Below are 17,013 nucleotides of genomic sequence, written 5' to 3' on the forward strand. Positions count from 1 at the left end.
TCGGCGGGAATCAGTGCGGACCACATGCGAAAGTGAGCACTGGAGCCGCGACGCGTGCCCACATGGTGTGCCCTTGGTAGCGGAGCCGTCCTATGATGTCCGCGGACCATTTGTGGCTCTTCTTTCCGTTGCACTTATAGTTCATATTCTTTTGCTCGAACTTCACAGTATAGTGCTTCTTCTTATAGACGCCACCGGTTTTGAGGTCGTGATCAGTGGCGGTCTGTGGGATCTGAGCGCCAGTCTTTACCCACATAAGCAAATTCTTGACCCTCAACTGAGAGGCCATTTTGATTCCCGTGACGTGCTTCGTGCAGACGGTGACCGGTTTCACCCCTCCATATTTGTATCCGCTCGACTTTCGGAGATGAAAACCTGCTGGATACAGCACGCATGGCCCGAAGTTAACGCCGGTAGTACTCACTGAGACTCCGCCGGAACGCTCGCGATCGATCTGGTCCAACTTTTTCATAGCCTCCTCTTCGGTCTTTGCTTCCACGTAAGGGGAGGGGGCTTGGAGACTCGTCATTTCATCGTTGGTCATCGTATCGGGGGATGTCGTTGACGCTGCTGCAGGCGACACGAATGCGGCCGTCATAAGTACGGCAGCTACGCCGACACCGGCTAATCGTTTGAGCAATCTTCTATCCGTTCTCTGGATTGGGTATTCGAGGGGAGGAGAGGCGGGCTACCAGCAAGTAGCTAACTCACCTCGCTAATTATCGTCTCACCAGTCGTGACTGTCCAACCGATAACCCCGTGAAGTCAATGCGAACACATGGGCTTCCAGAGATAACTCGAACAATAATTGCATATTCAATCAGATGCCCCGCTCGGTCTAATGCCGCGGGGCACCATTTATTCACTCAAAAGGAAAGACTTATGACAGAACTGAACGCAGAACAGACTCTGATCCTCCAGGCCCTGTACCAGGAGTACATGTCCGAGAACGTGCGGTGCCATTAGCAGAACGTCGTCCTGCGGCTGCGCATCCAGGAGCTCGAAGCCCTCGTGCCCGAGGAGGGTGAGGATGCCAATGAGAATCAGTGAGTTTCCACCGGGAGGTGCGCTGGAGGTGGTGCGTTGATCCCAGGGCCCATCGCTAACCACCTCGACGGCTTCCGGGGAGCCTTCCTCCTCGTGCTCTCGATTCCGTGGGTGTTCGTCGGCTGGTCATATCTTGCTGTCCAGACCGCCGCGCGTGCTCGCGCATTCGCCTACCTGCCCGACTACCTCAACGAGAATCAACTCGGTTGGGTGTGGGTGATTGCCGCTCTGTTCATCGTTGCCTGCGCCGCGCTCGTCCGGCGACACCCGAGGTGGACGACGCTCGTTGGCTTCGACCTGTTCCACCCACGCTTGCGTGCTCCGGACAATGAACTCTGAGGGCATCTCCTCGCCTTGCGGGAGTCGGTGCGCGAAGTTCACCACTGCCGAGGCACAAGTTGGCGTGGGCCGGTCGGATTCACCTCGGCGCAAATCGCCAGTCGGGGCGATTGTTGTCAGGGAGCCGTTTCTTCTCTCCGTTGACGATGGTGTGATGCGCTGAAGCTGGACTCTGAACGTCTCGGCGATCTCGGCATTCGCCTTACCCTGGAAGACGCATTACTTCGGAAGCCTTTTGGGCTCAGGCATCCGCCGTCCAGAAGTTCGTGCTCTTGCAGAGTAAGTGCATAGGTTTGAGGGGTGCGGCAATCCCGCGAGGCGCGGTCCCCCAGCGGTTCCCGCGAGCGAATCTCGCCTCCTGAAGGAACTCTTCTGACCTGAGATTCCGCCATTTCTTGCGGAGAACGGTCACATTTGTGGCATATAGTTTGCTCGGACAGCTGGTCGTCTGGAGGAAGAGCACAGGTTGAGGATTTCAGTCATTGGATGCGGATATCTGGGTGCTGTGCATGCGGCGGCCATGGCCTCTCTCGGCCATGACGTGGTGGGCATCGATGTCGACGAGGACAAGATCGCCGCACTCAATGCGGGTCGGCCTCCGTTCTTCGAGCCCGGCCTCGGCGACCTCCTGATCCGGGGGCGGGAGCGTGGCGGCCTCGAGTTCACCTCCGATGTCTCCCGTGTCAGTGAGGCCGAGGTCCATTTCGTGTGCGTCGGCACTCCGCAGAAGCCCGGCGAGTTCGCCGCCGACGTCACCTATGTCGATGCGGCGTTCGAGTCGCTGGTCCCGCACCTGACTTCGTCGTCGGTGGTTGTGGGCAAGTCGACGGTTCCCGTCGGCACCGCGCAGCGTCTGGCGGTGGTTCTCGCCGAGTCCGGCGCCGCGGTGATGTGGAATCCGGAGTTCCTGCGCGAGGGTCATGCCGTCGACGACACCCTGCACCCCAACCGGTTGGTCTACGGCGTCGGTACGGGTGCGGACGGGCAGAGGGCCGCCGATGTCCTCGATGCTGTGTATGAGACGATCCTCGCCGATGGCACCCCGCGCATGATCACCGATTATGCGACGGCGGAGTTGGTCAAGACCGCGGCGAATTCGTTCCTGGCGACGAAGATCTCGTTCATCAATGCGATGGCCGAGCTGTGCGAGGCTTCGGGCGCTGATGTGACTCTGCTGGCGGACGCGATCGGGATGGATGATCGGATCGGGCGGAAGTTCCTCAATGCGGGCCTCGGTTTCGGTGGGGGATGCCTGCCCAAGGACATCCGGGCGTTCATGGCGCGGGCCGGTGAGCTCGGCGCGGATCAGGCGGTGGCGTTCCTCAAGGAGATCGATGCGATCAACATGCGGCGGCGGGTGCGGATGGTCGACATCGCTCGGGAAGCGCTTGACGGGTCGTTCATCGGCAAGCGGATCACCATTCTCGGGGCGGCGTTCAAGCCCGACAGCGATGATGTGCGTGATTCCCCGGCGCTGGCCGTGGCGCGGCTGATCGCGACGCAGGGCGGGGTGGTGACGGTGACCGATCCCGAGGCGATCGAGAATGCTTCGCGCATGTTCCCGGAGCTGCGGTTCGTCGCCGACACGGCTGAGGCCCTGACGGGGGCGGATGCGGTGCTGCTGCTGACGGAATGGAATGAGTACCGGAACCTCGACCCGCAGGAGACGGCGTCGGTGGTGGCCGGCAAGGTCCTCGTCGATGGGCGCAATGTCCTCGATCCGGTGGTCTGGCGGGATGCCGGGTGGACGTATCGGGCGTTGGGTCGGCCATGAGGATCGGGCTGGTCACCGACTCCACGGCGCAGCTGTCCTCGGAGGAACTCAAGTCCCTGGAGGAGCTCACCGGCGGCCTCATCGCGGTCGTCCCCTTGACGGTGATCGTCGGCGGAGTCGAATTCACCGATGGCGAACTCAGCGCCGCCGAGCTCTGCTCCGCGATGAGCGAGGGCACCCCGGTGAGCACGTCCCTGGCCACTCCTGCGCAGTTCACGAACGCCTTCTCCACCCTGATCGACCGCGGGGCCGAGGCCATCATCACCGTGACCATGTCGGGTGAGCTCTCGGGAACCCGGGATTCGGCGGTGTCCGCCGCCGAGGCGCAGCCGATCTTCATCGACGTCGTCGACTCCCGCACCACCTCGGCGGGACTGGCCGGAGCAGTGTTCATCGCCGCCGCGGGCATCTCCCACGGTCGTGACGCCGAATCGATCGCCGGGGTCGTCGCGGACTGGTGCGCGACGGAGACGCAGACGATGTTCGCCCCCGCCACCCTCGAGCACCTGCGCCGAGGCGGTCGCATCGGCGCCGCGTCATCCCTGCTCGGCCGGGCCCTGCAGATCGTCCCCGTGCTCGGGCTCAGATCCGGGGTTGTCGTGCCCCTGGCTCGGGTAAGGACCTGGTCCAAGGCGATCGACCGGATGACCCAGCTGACGGTCGCCGCCGCCGGTGAGCTCGGCGAGGACGGCGTCCGGGTCGAGATCCAGCAGGCCGGCGGCGACTGCGAACACGATGACGTGGTCGTGCTGCAGGAGAAATTCGCCGAACTCGGTCTCGAGACGTCCCTGCGGACACTGTCACCCGTGATCACCGCTCACGTCGGCCCCGGGGCGATCGGAATCACCGTGCAGACGACGCCCTGACCGCCACTGGCGATCGGGTTCACCGGACAGACGACGCCCTGATCGCCACTCGGGTGCGTCGAGCGTGTGGATACGCAGCCGACTCGTGCCCGATTCCCCTGTGGAACGAGAGCCTCTCTCCACAGGCCCGTCTTCGGGCCTGGGCCACTCGGCAGCGCGCACCGTAGCCTGCGGGCATGGCCGTGTCTCCCGATGATCGCTTCGCCGGGCTCATCAGCGCCGGCACCGAACGCGGCGGCTGGGTGCCGGGAGACGTCTTCGTCGCCGACTCCCAGGGCGAGGAGGAACCCGTCCCGGCGAGGCGGACGCGATTGCCCATCCTTCTCACTCTGGCGGTGCTCACGGCGGCTGCACTGGTGGCGGCGTTCCTGCTCTTCCGGCCCGTCGAAGAGCACTCTCCGGCAGGGCACTCGACCGCGGACGGAACCGGACAGCCCGAATCCGGACAGCCCGAATCCGGGCAGACCGGAACTGGACAGACGGGAACTGCAGGACCCGTACCGACGGGCGCTCCTGCGGGCTCTGGCGGTTCTGCGGGTCCTGCGGCGCCGGAAGGCGGCGATGTCGTCGTCCACGTGACGGGGCAGGTGCGCAATCCCGGGGTGGTGACCTTGGCCGCGGGATCACGGATCCAGGACGCGGTGGACGCGGCCGGCGGGCTGAAGAGCGCAGCCGACGCCGAAGCCGTCAACCTCGCCCGGGTGCTCGTCGACGGGGAGCAGGTCCACATTCCCGCCGAGGGGGAGGAGAGGACGGGAGAGCCGGGGCCGGCTCCCGCAGGCGAAGGAACGGCACCCGGCGGTCAGGGGCCCGGGGGCTCGACCGCCGGAGGTTCCTCGACTGCCGGAGGTTCCTCGACGGCGAGCGGTTCCGCCGGCGGCGGGGCAGACGGGACGAGCGCCGCGGAGGGGAGCGGCGGTGCGAAGGTGGACCTCAACACCGCTGACTCGACTGACCTGCAGACCCTTCCCGGCGTCGGCCCGGTCACCGCCGAGGCGATCATCGCCCATCGCCGGGCGCAGCCTTTCACCCGTGTCGAGGATCTCCTCCTCGTCCACGGCATCGGACCCAAGACGTACGAGAGGCTGAAGGACCTTGTCACGGTGGGGTGATGCGACTGCGCGCCGGGGAGCGCGGTGTGCCTCTTGGGTGCGGACCACGACCCTGCTCTGGCCGGGATCGACTCGGCTGCTCCTGTGCGCTGCCGGGCTGTGGGCAGTGGCCCTGGTCGCACCAGGGCCGGGAGCGCTCCTCCTCACCCCTGTGCTGGCTGCGGCAGGGTTCGTCTGTCTGCGAGCCCACCACCACCTCGGCGTCGGGCTGATCCTGTTCGCGTGCCTCGTCACGGTCGAGATCACGATGCTCGCCTCGGCGCGTGGGCCCAGCGGTCACGAGGAGATGAGCGGAACGGTCGTCGGGCACAGCCGGCCCGGCGCTGCGGGCTGGACCCGGCTGACGGTGGTGACGGGGACCGGGTTCGCCGAGGTCCTCGCTCCCTCGGCTCTGCGGGACGGGTCTGCGGTGACGATGACGACGCAGCGCCTCGGCGACATCAGGGTCAGCCGGCAGGAGCCCAGGATCATCCGGGAGCCGGGCCCACTGTGGCAGTGGCGCAACGATCTGCGCGCGGGACTGCGGGAGGACGCTGTGGCCGCCGGTCATGCGGGCGGCCGGCTGCTGCCGGGGCTCGTCATCGGCGACACCGAGCCGCAGGACGCGAGGATGCTCGACGATATGCGGGTCGTCTCACTGACGCATGTCTCCGCGGTGTCGGGGACCAATGTCTCGATCGTCGCCCTCGGTGCGGGAATTCTGGCCGGGGCGTGCCGGGCCGGTCCGCGGACGCGCGTCGGCGTCGGGGTGCTCACCTGCCTGTTCTACCTCTTCATCGTCGGCTTCGAACCGAGTGCGATCCGGGCGGCGGCGATGGCGACCGCCGTGGCCATCGTGTTCCTGCGCGGCGGCGGGATCTCACCGGTGGCCGTGATCTGCACGTGCGTGTGCGTGCTGCTGGCGTTCGTCCCGGTCCTGGCGAGCTCTCTGGGCTTTGTGCTCTCCGTCGTGTCCACCGCGGCGATCATGTTCGTCATCCCGGTCCTCGTCCGGGCCCTGACCGTTCGCCTCCCGCTCGTCCCTGCGGTCGTCATCGGGGCACTGGTCGTCCCGCTCGTCGCGCAGGTCGCCTGCACCCCGGTACTGGTGGCGATCGACCCGCGGGTGGGTCTGTGGTCGGTGCTGGCCAATGCGGTGGCCGCACCCGCGATCCTGCCGGCCACGATCCTCGGATTCGTGTCGCTGGTCAGCGGAGGGCTCGGACTCCTCGGTGTGCCCGGTCTGCTGTGGGGCGCCGAGGTCTGCGCCTGGTTCGGGTCGCTGTTCGCCTGGTGGATCGCGGCCGTGGCCCGAGTCGGGGCCGGCCTGCCGGGAGCCTCGCTCGACTGGCCGGCACCGCCGTGGGGAACAGTCATCGCGCTCGCCCTCCTCCTCGTCCTGTCCGTGGGGGTCTGGCTGCTCCTGCGCTGGAAGCAGTGGGGCCTTCCAGTGGTCGCCGCCTGCCTGGCTCTGACCGCGCTGATCGTCATCGCCCAGCGCAGCCGACCGCCGGCCGCGGACTGGGCGGTGATGATCTGCGACGTCGGACAGGGGTCGGCGACCGTGGTCAACCTGGGGCAGGGTCGCGGGCTCGTCGTCGACACCGGAGAGGAGCCGAAGCCGATCGACGAGTGCCTCGATTCCTCCGGCGTCGACGACGTCGAGCTGTTCATCTCCCATTTCGACGCCGACCACAGCGCCGGCTGGGAGGCCACGATGTGGTCGCGGTCGGTCGAGAAGCTGTGGGTGTCGCCGAACGCGGTCGGCCCCGAGTCCGAACGGATCGTCGCGAGCTCCCGGGCCGAACTGCTGACCGCGGAGCGTGGGCAGCAGGTGCGGATCGGCCCGGCAGCCATCGACGTGCTCTGGCCGATCGCAGCGAACCCGCCTCCGGGGGCAGCCGGATCCCTCGCTGCGGGGACGGCGGCGGGAGGCGCAGAATCGGGGGCGGCGGCGATGCGTCCGCGGCAGGAGTCGGCCGAGCGCAACAGGGATTCCCTGGTGCTGCGCGTCGAACTGGCAGGGCTGAGCATTCTGCTGCCCGGTGACATCGGGGAGGACGAGCAGTTTCTCGTCGCGCAGGGCATTGAGCCCGTCGACGTCCTGGTCGCACCCCACCATGGGTCGAGCGACTTGTCGGAGGACTTCTACTCGGCCGCTGCGGCGCGGCTCGGCGCTGTGTCGGTGGGGGAGAACCGCTACGGGCATCCCTCCCCGCGATCTCTGCGAGCGTTCGGGCCCGTCCCGGTGCTGCGGACTGACCGCTGTGGGACCATCGCCCTCTACCCCGATGCGCGGTACTCCACAGACCGCTCGTGCAGTTGAGGCGCAGATCGCGCATGCGGTTGCGGCGGTTGAGGCGGGTGAGGACAGCCCACACGTGTGGGAGAGGCCCAACCCGCAACGTGCGGCTGAGGCGCGTCCGGGCCTCGCGATAGGCTGGAGGCATGGCAGTGAAGAAGACCCTGATTCCGTGGAGCTCGGCGAAGCCGGCTCCGGTCGTGATGATCTCCGGCAGCGAGCAGGTGCTGATCCGCATGGCCAAGGATCGGATCGTCGCAGCCGTCCGGAAGAAGGACCCGGAGGAGATCGACCTCGATGCCGCCGGGTATCAGGGCGGGGAGTTGGCGATGGCGGCCTCGCCCTCACTGTTCTCCACCTCGAAGCTCATCGTCGTCGAGGCGGTCGAGAAGTGCTCGGAGGCCTTCCTCACCGACGCGCTCGCCTACCTCGACGACCCAAATGACGACACGGTCGTGCTGCTCCTCCACGGCGGCGGCAACCGCGGGGCGAAACTGGTCAAAGCCCTCGACACTGTCGGATTCCCTCGGATCGATGCGGCGCCTCTGAAGAATGAGAGCGACCGCGCGAAGTTCGCTCAGGCCCGGTTCAAGACCGCGAAGAGGCAGATCGACGAAGCCGGAATGGCAGCACTCATGTCCGCTCTCGGTTCCGACCTCGCCGAGCTCAACGCCGGGGTCGACCAGCTCATCGAGGACACGAGCGGAACGATCACCGCGGAGATCGTCGACAAGTACTACGGCGGTCGGGTCGAAGCCACCGGATTCAAGGTCGCCGACGCCGCCGTCAGCGGAGATGCGGGGAGCGCGCTCAGTCTGCTCCGCCATGCCCTGTCGACCGGGTCGGACCCGGTGCCCCTGGTGGCGGCGGTCGCGATGAAGCTGCGGTCGATGGCCAAGGTGCAGGGGTTCTCAGGATCGAGTGGTGAGCTCGCCGCCGAACTGAAGATGGCCCCGTGGCAGGTCGACCGCGCCAGGCGCGAGGTCCGGCGCTGGAACGAGGTCGCCCTGGGCCAGTCGCTGATCGCCGCCGCCGAGGCGGATGAGGCCGTCAAGGGCGGAGGCCGCGATCCCGTCTACGCCGTCGAGTGGTTCGTCACCGAGGTCTGTCGCCTCGCCCGAGCGCGGTGACTGACCAAGGGCCCGATCCACGAATAGAGCGCGGTGAATGACCAAGGGCCCGATCCACGAATGGATCGGGCCCTTGACGACTCATCGTCGCAGTGATCGCGTCTGTCAGAGAGCGTTGATCTGCTTGGCGAGCTTCGACTTGCGGTTCGCAGCGTTGTTCTTGTGCAGAACACCCTTCGACACAGCCTTGTCGAGCTTGCGGGCGGCCACAGCATAAGCCTGCTGTGCCTCGTCCTTGTTTCCTGCAGCAATGCTCTCGCGGACGGCGCGGACGAGTCCACGAACCTCGGTCCGCACTGCCTTGTTGCGCAGGCGAGCCTTCTCGTTGGTCTTGATCCGCTTGATCTGTGACTTGATATTAGCCAATTTCAACACTCTTTCGTGTTAGTGGTACATGGTCGTGAGGGCGCATCAGAGACGATGTGCTCGCCTCGGCGGGGAAACACTCCGGCGAATCGCAACTGATGGCATCTTCACCCGACCTCGGCGAGACACACGCCTTGATGAAGACACAGCTACCGATATTACCAGGACTCGCTCGTGCGGCAGAAATCGTTCAGGCCGCCCAGGTCTTCCGATACTGACTGGGGGAGACATGGAGATGCTGGACGAACGCCGCACGCAGCCCGGCCGCCGTTCCGAAGCCGCTCATCGAGGCGATTCGCTCGATCGTATCGTCGCTGACCTCGAGCAGCTCCTGCGCCCGCCGCAGCCGTTCCCGCAGCAGCCACTCGCCGGGATTGCAGCCGAGCAGATCGAGGAACTTCCGAGACAGCTGGCGTTCGCTCAGATGGGCGAGGCGGGCCAGGTCCCGGACCCGGATCGGTTCGTCGAGATGCTCCCTGGCCCACTGCAGTGTGGCTTCCAGGGGCGAATCCGCCGCCTCGACGATGGGCGAGAGGATGAACTGGGCTTGGTCGGCGTTCCTGTGCGGGGGAGTCACGAGCCTCCGGGCCAGGGCGTTCGCCGCAGCCGTCCCATGATCCTGACGCACCAGTTCCAGACACAGATCGATGCCCGCCGCAGTTCCGGCGGAGGTGAGGACTCCGCCGTCCTGGGTGTAGATGACATTGGGGTCGACGTGGACACGGGGATAGCGGCGGGACAGGAGCTCGGCATGCATCCAATGGGTCGTCGCCTTCCGTCCGTCGAGGATCCCGGCCTCGGCGAGGACGAACGCACCCGAGCAGATCGACGCGATCCGGGCACCCCTGCGATGGGCGTCGGCGATCGCCTCGACGAGCTCCTGCGGGGGAGCTGCGTGCACGTTCGAACAGGCCGGGACGACGATCGTGTCGGCCTCGGCCAGACCATCCAGTCCGCGTGCGCCGACCGCCGAGAATCCGCCGGAGACGATCGTATCCGGCTCGGTGGCGCAGACGTCGAAGCGATACCAGGGATCGGCGATCTCCGGCCGCTCGATGCCGAACACCTCGCACGGGACGGCGAGCTCGAAGATTGGAGCGCCAGGCATGAGCGCGAGCGCCACTCGATGAATGTCGGAATTCTTGCGCATGCCGTCCATTATGACACTGGGCGGACTGCCCGGTCGAGAGTGGAATGGACGCATGACCGCAGAACCCGCTTCGTCCACCCGTCACTCGACCCCGCCGGCGCGGATCGGCCTCGTTCAGGGAACGGCTCTCTACACCTGCGCGATTCTGGGAGCGGGGGTGCTCGTCCTGCCTGGCCAGGTCGCTTCCCTGGCCGGGCCGGCGTCACTCGTGGCCTGGGCGCTCAGCGCTCTTCTCGGGGTGCCGCTGGCGTTCACCTTCGCCGCTCTGGCGTCGCGGATGCCCGATGCGGGCGGGGTGGCGACCTATGCGACCCGGGCATTCGGCCGGGCGGCCGGCGCCATCGCCGGGTGGTGGTACTTCATCGCGGTCGCCGTCGGGCATGTCGTGGTGCCGCTCACGGCCGGACACTACCTGTGCTCGGCCATGGACCTCGGCAGAGGCTGGGCGCCGGTCTTCGGGCTCCTCATCCTCGCCGTGTCCATCGCCGCCAATCTGGCAGGCGTCGCAGTGGGGTCGAGGCTGCAGATCGGTCTGGCGCTCGGAGTCGCAGCGATTCTGACCACGGTCATCGTCGTCGCCATCCCGCAGATGCGCGGCACCGAATTCGCTCCCTTCGCCCCTGCCGGAATCGGTGGAATCGGTCAGGCGGTCGTGGTGCTCTTCTTCGCCTTCGCCGGCTGGGAGGCGATCGCCCACCTGTCGGGGGAGTTCCGCGACGTGCGCCGGACACTTCCGCAGGCGACGCTGCTCACGGTGTTCATCGTCACGGTCCTCTACCTCGGCGTCGCCGCTGCTGTGGTCGGAACGGGGACCTACGGAGATCCCGGAACCGACCGGATCTCGCTGGGCCTGATCGTCGCAGGTGGATGGGGTGTGGCCGCCTCGGGGACGATCGCCGTCGCCGCCGTCGTCATCTGCCTGGGCACGACCCACGCCTTCATGCACTCGGTCTCGCGACTCGGCTCGGCTCTCGGCCGCGACGGCTGGGCGCCCAAAGCACTGGCCCATGAGAACAGCGAGTCGGTTCCCGTGGTCTCGGTGCTCACCGTCGGCGGCATCGGGGCGCTCGGGCATGTGGGATCGCTCATCTTCGGGTGGCAGACCGAGGATCTCGTCCTGATCCCGGCCGTGCTGGTGCTGGCCACCTACCTCGTCGGCACCGCGGCTGCAGTGCGCCTGTTCTCCGGTCGTGATCGGATCGTCGCAGTGATCGCGCTGGGGTTCCTGCTGCTGACGGTCCCATTCACCGGGTGGCACATCATCATCCCGATCGGCATGGCTCTCGTGATCGCTCTGGCCGCGTTCAGTGCGCGCCGATATTCTCCGCGATGAGTTCGAACACCTCACGGTCCATGATCGCGCCCTCCCGGCGAATCGCCTCCGGGTCCAGCCGGATCACGCGGTCGAGGCGCACCTCGGAGGGCCGGCCCTGGCTGTCCCAGGCTCCGCTGCCGATGTTCATCCACCGCGACCTCCCCTCGGAGTGGATCTCTCCGAAGCCGCCGGGCACATGATCCCTGCTCGTGAGCATGAGCGCGAGAACCCAGCGGCCGTCCCTGCCGACGACGAGCGAGGGACGGTCCTTGCCCTGACTGTGGTCCTCCTCATAGGGAACCCATCCCCAGACGACCTCACCCGGGTCGGCGTCCCCGTCGAGGCTGGGAGAGTAGGAGGGGCGGACTTCCCCGAGGTAGTCGCCGGGGTAGCTCACCGAGGTGGGCCCGCTGCGAACGTCGCCTCTTCGGCCCGCCGGAGTGGGGCGGTCCGTCGAGGTGGGCCGCGGTGGGCGCTGACCCTCCCGAGGACTCGGCTCCCCAGGCCCTGGTCCCCGCCTGTCCTTCGCCTGCGATTCCTTGAGGAACTTCAGTCCTTCGTTGATTCCGATCTTGACAGCGCGGTTCACCAGTGATTTCCAACTCATGGGCGCCAAGCCTAATCGACGTAGTCGAGAACCGCCTCGATCGGGAAGTGGTCGGAGGGGTACTCGCCGTCCCGCGAGTGAGTGTTGATCCTCGTCGATCGCGCCCGGAGGCCCGCGCCGGTGAGGATCCAGTCGATCCGCGGTGCGCCCGCCTGCGGACCGCGGTAGCGGTGGAAGGTTCCGATGTCCTCGCCGGGGGCGTCGACGGCGGAATCGCGCAGTCCGAGCTCGGTGCAGAAGAAGGCGTACACGGGGGAGCCTGTGGCGACGTTGAAGTCTCCCGTGACGAGCACCCGATCACTCGCCTCGGCGATCTTCGCGGCCATGATCCTCCCCGACTCCAATCGGGCGCGCTCGGACTTGTGGTCGAGGTGGGTGTTGAGCAGCCGCACGCCATGACCGGTGGCCAGGTCGGTGAAGTCGACGGTGGTCAGGGTCCGGGCATGGGAGACGCCCCAGGACTCCGAGGCGACGGTCTCCGGGGATTCCGAGAGCCAGGAGATGTCGACGGCCTGGACCTCGAACCGCGAGGAGTCGGCGATGACGGCGGTGAACTCTCCGGAGTTCCCGCCGGAATGGCCCTCACCGAGCCAGATGTACTCGTCGGGGAGAAGTTCGATGAGCTGCTCCATCTGATCGAGTTCGCCCTCCTGGGTGCCGATGAGATGGGGATGGGCGGCGGTGATGAGTTCGGCGGCGATCGGCAGTCTCACACCCACCGGATGGCCGTCCCTGGCGGGGTACCTGAGGTTGAAGCTCATGACGGAGAAATCACTCATGACTCCATCCTGCGGATTCCGGGCTGGTAAGCAACTCATGGAACAATGGAGATTCTGGTTTGTCGATGAAAGGGCGTTCATGTCACCTCAGGTGAATATGCAAGCACTGCAGCGGATCTCACCCTCCGCCACCTCACCCGAGCTGATTCGCAATTTCTGCATCATCGCTCATATCGACCATGGCAAGTCGACCCTGGCCGACCGGATGCTCCAGATCACCGGTGTGGTCCAGCCGCGCGACATGCGCGCCCAGTACCTCGACCGGATGGACATCGAGCGCGAACGCGGCATCACCATCAAGTCGCAGGCCGTGCGCATGCCCTGGGACACCGACGGCACTCCCTACGCCCTGAATATGATCGACACCCCGGGTCACGTCGACTTCAGCTACGAGGTCTCCCGCTCGCTCGCCGCCTGCGAAGGCACCCTGCTGCTCGTCGACGCCGCCCAGGGCATCGAAGCCCAGACCTTGGCCAACCTCTACATGGCCATGGAGAATGAGCTCACGATCATCCCCGTGCTCAACAAGATCGACCTGCCCGCAGCCCAGCCCGACAAGTACGCCGAGGAGCTCGCGAACCTCATCGGCTGCGAACCCGAGGACTGCCTCCGGGTCTCCGGGAAGACCGGCGAGGGCGTCGAGGCGGTCCTCGACCGCATCATCACCGACATCCCGGCGCCCGTCGGCGATGCCGACGCCCCGGCCCGTGCGATGATCTTCGACTCCGTCTACGACACCTACCGCGGTGTCGTCACCTACGTCCGCCTCATCGACGGTGCCCTGGCTCCCCGCGAGAAGATCACCATGATGTCGACGGGAACCACACACGAACTGCTCGAGATCGGTGTGTCTTCACCCGAACCGCACGCCTCCAAGGGCCTCGGCGTCGGCGAGGTCGGCTACCTCATCACCGGCGTCAAGGACGTGAGGCAGTCCAAGGTCGGTGACACGGTGACCCTGGCCGGCCGCTCGGCGACCCAAGCGCTGCCCGGGTACCAAGAGCCGAAGCCGATGGTCTTCTCCGGCCTGTTCCCGATCGACGGCTCGGACTATCCGGTCCTGCGCGACGCCCTCGACAAGCTCAAGCTCAACGACGCCGCCCTCGTCTACGAACCCGAGACCTCGACGGCTCTGGGCTTCGGCTTCCGCTGCGGGTTCCTCGGCCTGCTCCACCTCGAGATCGTGCGCGAGCGGCTCGAACGCGAATTCGACCTCGACCTCATCTCCACCGCACCCAGTGTGATCTACGAGGTGACGATGGAGGACAAGTCCGAGACCACCGTGACGAACCCGAGTGAGTACCCGACGGGCAAGATCAAGGAAGTCCGCGAACCGATGGTCAAGGCCACGATCCTCACGCCGAGTGACTACATCGGCGCGGTGATGGAGCTGTGCCAGACCAAGCGCGGCAAGCTCCAGGGCATGGACTATCTGTCCTCGGACCGGGTGGAGATCCGCTACCGCCTGCCGCTGGCCGAGATCGTCTTCGACTTCTTCGACCAGCTCAAGTCGCGGACCAAGGGCTACGCCTCGCTCGATTACCAGGACGACGGTCAGGACGCCGCCGATCTCGTCAAGGTCGACATCCTCCTCCACGGCGACACCGTCGATGCGTTCTCGGCCATCGTCCACCGCGACAACGCCTATTCCTACGGAGTGCTCATGGCCGGGAAGCTGCGCAAGCTCATCCCGCGCCAGCAGTTCGAGGTCCCGATCCAGGCCGCGATCGGTTCCCGCATCATCGCCCGCGAGACGATCCGGGCCATCCGCAAGGACGTCCTCTCCAAGTGCTACGGCGGCGACATCAGCCGCAAGCGCAAACTGCTCGAGAAGCAGAAGGAGGGCAAGAAGCGGATGAAGATGGTCGGCAGCGTCGAGGTCCCGCAGGAGGCGTTCATCGCCGCCCTGTCCTCGGACGAGCCCGACCCGAAGAAGGACGCCAAGAAGTAAGTGCCCGCCCAACCAGCAGGTGAGGTCCCGCCCCTCGACGGTGCACTTCCGCCGTCCGCGGGCCGGGGCGCCGAGCACAGGGGCCTGAGCCTCTACGTTCACGTTCCGTACTGCCGCGTGCGCTGCGGCTACTGCGACTTCAACACGTACACCGCCGAGGATCTGGGGCCGGGAGCCTCGCGCTCCGACTACCGGGCGAACCTCGCCCTCGAGCTCGACCTGTCCATCCGCACCCTCGCCGAGGTGGGAGCAGGGGACCGGGAGATCGCGACGATCTTCTTCGGCGGGGGCACCCCGACTCTGCTCGAGGCCCCGGTGCTGGCCGGAGTCATGGACGACATCCGTGCCCGCTGCCGGCTCGCCCCCGACGTCGAGGTGACGACCGAGGCCAACCCGGACACGCTCACTCCCGCATACATCGAGACCCTGGCGAAGGCGGGCTTCACCCGCATCTCCCTGGGGATGCAGTCGGCGGTCCCGCATGTGCTCGCAACCCTCGAGAGGACTCACGACCCCGCGAAGATCCCGGATGTCTCGCGATGGATCAAGGAGGCCGGGTTGGAGCTCAGCCTCGACCTCATCTATGGCACTCCGGGGGAGTCGATCGACGATTGGCGCCGGTCGCTCGACGTCGCGCTGAGCAACGAGGTCGACCACATCTCTGCCTATTCGCTCATCGTCGAACCCGGGACGAAGATGGGGGCCATGGTCCGACGTGGGGAACTGCCGATGCCCGACGAAGACGACCTGGCCGACAAGTACGAGATCGCCGACGCCGCGATGACGGCGGCGGGGCTGTCCTGGTACGAGGTGAGCAACTGGTCGACGTCGGCTGACACCCGCTGCGAGCACAACCTCGCCTATTGGAGGAACGCCGACTGGTGGGGCTTCGGGCCCGGTGCCCATTCCCACATCGGCGGCGTCCGGTTCTGGAACGCCAAGCACCCGCGGGCCTGGGCGGATCGGCTGCTGGCAGGGAACTCTCCGGCCGTGGGCCGTGAGGTGCTCGGGGAGACGACGCGGGAGATCGAGCGGATCATGCTGGCTGCTCGAATCGATTCCGAGCTGCGCATCGATTCGCTTCCGCACGGCAGTGAGGCCGCGGTGAGGATGTTCGTCAGCCAGGGGCTCCTCGATCCTGCGGGCGCCGAGGTGGGTCAGTTCCGGCCGACCCTGCAGGGCAGGCTGCTCGCCGACCATATGGTGCGGGTCCTCACCGAATACGTCGACTGAGACGAATACGTCAGCTGAGACGAACACGTCAGCTGAGACGACTGTGCCCCTCGGTCCGGGAGAATTCCTGGGCCGAGGGGCACGGTCGCGAGTTCGTTGTCGCGAGTTCAGTGTCGAGCGTTCACCATTGTCGTGAGTTCAGTGTCGCAAACTCATTTGACGAAGCTGAAGGTGAGCGGGAACTTGTAGCCCTCACCCTTGTTCGCTGCGACCGCGGCGATGATGTAGAGCACGGCGTAGACGAGCGGGATGAGGAACGCCAGGTAGACGATGAGCATCCCGAACCCCATGGTCACGAGCGCCAGGAGGAAGCCGAGGATGCCGAGCACGACCGAGGCGCCGAACGTGATGATGACATTGGTGATCATCGCGTTGAGGCCCTGCCGCGTGTGCTCCCTGACGAACGGCGATTCGTCCTTCTTCACGAGGAACATGATGAGGGGGAGGAACCAGATGAAGATTGACCCGATGTGGGTCCACAACGCCGTCGAGCGCTCCGACTCGTTGGAGTTCCAGAACTGCTGGGAACCCGGCCCATAGGCCTGCTCGGGCAGGGCCTGGGAATTGAAGAGGGCAGGATTGGCGTCGCCGTAGCCCGACACCCCATAGTTCTGCGCACCCTGATACTGCTGCTGCGAGCCATAACTCTGCTGCGCGCCATACTGCGGCTGAGAACCGTACTGCGGCTGAGAACCGTACTGGGGCTGAGAACCGTAACTGGGCTGGCCCTGCTGGGATCCGTAGTTCTGCTGCGACCCGTAGTTCTGCTGGTTCTGCTGCGATCCGTAGCCCTGCTGGTTCTGCTGCGATCCGTACTGGGGCTGAGAACCATAACCGGGCTGGCCCTGCTGCGCGCCGTACTGCGGACCGGAGCCGTAGCCGGGCTGTCCCTGCTGCGAGCCGGAGTTCTGCTGCGAACCGTAGTTGTGCTGTCCGCCGTTGGCATAGGGCTGCTGGGGTCCAGAAGCCTGAGAGTAGTTGGGAGGCATCGGACGAGATTGGCCGGAGTCCGGGTGCTGGGGGTTGTGAGACATGGGATTCCTTTCAGAGCTTCTGGCCATTC

General features: G+C 66.2%; 15 protein-coding genes. 9 read left to right on the top strand and 6 right to left on the bottom strand.

Annotated features, from left to right (window positions below; translation table 11 throughout):
* Window positions 1-10 precede the first annotated feature (10 nt).
* Window positions 11-544: a hypothetical protein gene (locus tag RIT73_RS00400; protein WP_309130072.1), complete on the bottom strand. Its 534-nt coding sequence runs from the start codon at window positions 542-544 to the stop codon at window positions 11-13.
* Between the two features lie 539 nt (window positions 545-1,083).
* Here RIT73_RS00400 and RIT73_RS00405 point away from each other — a divergent pair.
* From RIT73_RS00405 to holA, 6 genes are all read left to right on the top strand, one after another.
* The gene (locus tag RIT73_RS00405; protein ID WP_309130073.1) at window positions 1,084-1,386 is read left to right on the top strand and encodes a hypothetical protein; all 303 of its coding nucleotides are present in this window, start codon (window positions 1,084-1,086) and stop codon (window positions 1,384-1,386) included.
* Between the two features lie 466 nt (window positions 1,387-1,852).
* Window positions 1,853-3,160: a UDP-glucose/GDP-mannose dehydrogenase family protein gene (locus RIT73_RS00410; protein ID WP_309130074.1), complete on the top strand. Its 1,308-nt coding sequence runs from the start codon at window positions 1,853-1,855 to the stop codon at window positions 3,158-3,160.
* Window positions 3,157-4,026, top strand: a complete 870-nt coding sequence (locus tag RIT73_RS00415) for a DegV family protein (RefSeq protein WP_309130075.1) — start codon at window positions 3,157-3,159, stop codon at window positions 4,024-4,026. The genes RIT73_RS00410 and RIT73_RS00415 overlap by 4 nt, the downstream gene beginning before the upstream one ends.
* A gap of 176 nt (window positions 4,027-4,202) precedes the next feature.
* Window positions 4,203-5,138: a ComEA family DNA-binding protein gene (locus tag RIT73_RS00420; protein ID WP_309130076.1), complete on the top strand. Its 936-nt coding sequence runs from the start codon at window positions 4,203-4,205 to the stop codon at window positions 5,136-5,138.
* 37 nt (window positions 5,139-5,175) lie between these two features.
* Window positions 5,176-7,443 carry a ComEC/Rec2 family competence protein gene (locus RIT73_RS00425; protein WP_309130077.1) on the top strand — a complete coding sequence of 756 codons (2,268 nt, stop codon included), beginning with the start codon at window positions 5,176-5,178 and terminating at the stop codon, window positions 7,441-7,443.
* A gap of 122 nt (window positions 7,444-7,565) precedes the next feature.
* Window positions 7,566-8,549, top strand: coding sequence for a DNA polymerase III subunit delta (gene holA, locus RIT73_RS00430; RefSeq protein ID WP_309130078.1), 984 nt, complete (start codon window positions 7,566-7,568; stop codon window positions 8,547-8,549).
* A 105-nt stretch (window positions 8,550-8,654) separates the two neighbouring features.
* Here the strand turns inward: holA and rpsT are convergent, their stop codons facing one another.
* A complete protein-coding gene (rpsT, locus tag RIT73_RS00435; RefSeq protein WP_113904578.1) occupies window positions 8,655-8,915 on the bottom strand; it encodes a 30S ribosomal protein S20 in 261 nt (86 codons plus the stop codon).
* Window positions 8,916-9,105: 190 nt separating this feature from the next.
* Window positions 9,106-10,065 carry a helix-turn-helix domain-containing protein gene (locus tag RIT73_RS00440; RefSeq protein WP_309130079.1) on the bottom strand — a complete coding sequence of 320 codons (960 nt, stop codon included), beginning with the start codon at window positions 10,063-10,065 and terminating at the stop codon, window positions 9,106-9,108.
* A gap of 52 nt (window positions 10,066-10,117) precedes the next feature.
* On the opposite strand from RIT73_RS00440, the gene RIT73_RS00445 reads away from it, so the two are divergent.
* Window positions 10,118-11,398, top strand: a complete 1,281-nt coding sequence (locus RIT73_RS00445) for an amino acid permease (protein ID WP_309130080.1) — start codon at window positions 10,118-10,120, stop codon at window positions 11,396-11,398.
* Here RIT73_RS00445 and RIT73_RS00450 read toward each other — a convergent pair.
* Together RIT73_RS00450 and RIT73_RS00455 are read right to left on the bottom strand one after the other, a co-directional pair.
* A complete protein-coding gene (locus RIT73_RS00450; protein ID WP_309130081.1) occupies window positions 11,370-11,987 on the bottom strand; it encodes a type II toxin-antitoxin system PemK/MazF family toxin in 618 nt (205 codons plus the stop codon). The two genes, RIT73_RS00445 and RIT73_RS00450, sit on opposite strands and share 29 nt — an antisense overlap.
* Before the next feature lie 11 nt (window positions 11,988-11,998).
* Window positions 11,999-12,766: an endonuclease/exonuclease/phosphatase family protein gene (locus RIT73_RS00455; RefSeq protein ID WP_309130082.1), complete on the bottom strand. Its 768-nt coding sequence runs from the start codon at window positions 12,764-12,766 to the stop codon at window positions 11,999-12,001.
* A gap of 97 nt (window positions 12,767-12,863) precedes the next feature.
* Here RIT73_RS00455 and lepA point away from each other — a divergent pair, with 97 nt between their 5' ends.
* Together lepA and hemW are read left to right on the top strand one after the other, a co-directional pair.
* Window positions 12,864-14,717 carry a translation elongation factor 4 gene (gene lepA, locus RIT73_RS00460; protein ID WP_375294954.1) on the top strand — a complete coding sequence of 618 codons (1,854 nt, stop codon included), beginning with the start codon at window positions 12,864-12,866 and terminating at the stop codon, window positions 14,715-14,717.
* The gene (hemW, locus tag RIT73_RS00465; RefSeq protein WP_309130084.1) at window positions 14,718-15,950 is read left to right on the top strand and encodes a radical SAM family heme chaperone HemW; all 1,233 of its coding nucleotides are present in this window, start codon (window positions 14,718-14,720) and stop codon (window positions 15,948-15,950) included.
* A gap of 152 nt (window positions 15,951-16,102) precedes the next feature.
* On the opposite strand, the gene RIT73_RS00470 is transcribed toward hemW, so the two are convergent.
* Window positions 16,103-16,984, bottom strand: a complete 882-nt coding sequence (locus RIT73_RS00470; RefSeq protein WP_309130085.1) for a DUF4870 domain-containing protein — start codon at window positions 16,982-16,984, stop codon at window positions 16,103-16,105.
* Window positions 16,985-17,013: the final 29 nt, after the last annotated feature.

This window comes from Brevibacterium sp., assembly GCF_031179145.1.
In the GTDB taxonomy this organism is placed as follows: domain Bacteria; phylum Actinomycetota; class Actinomycetes; order Actinomycetales; family Brevibacteriaceae; genus Brevibacterium.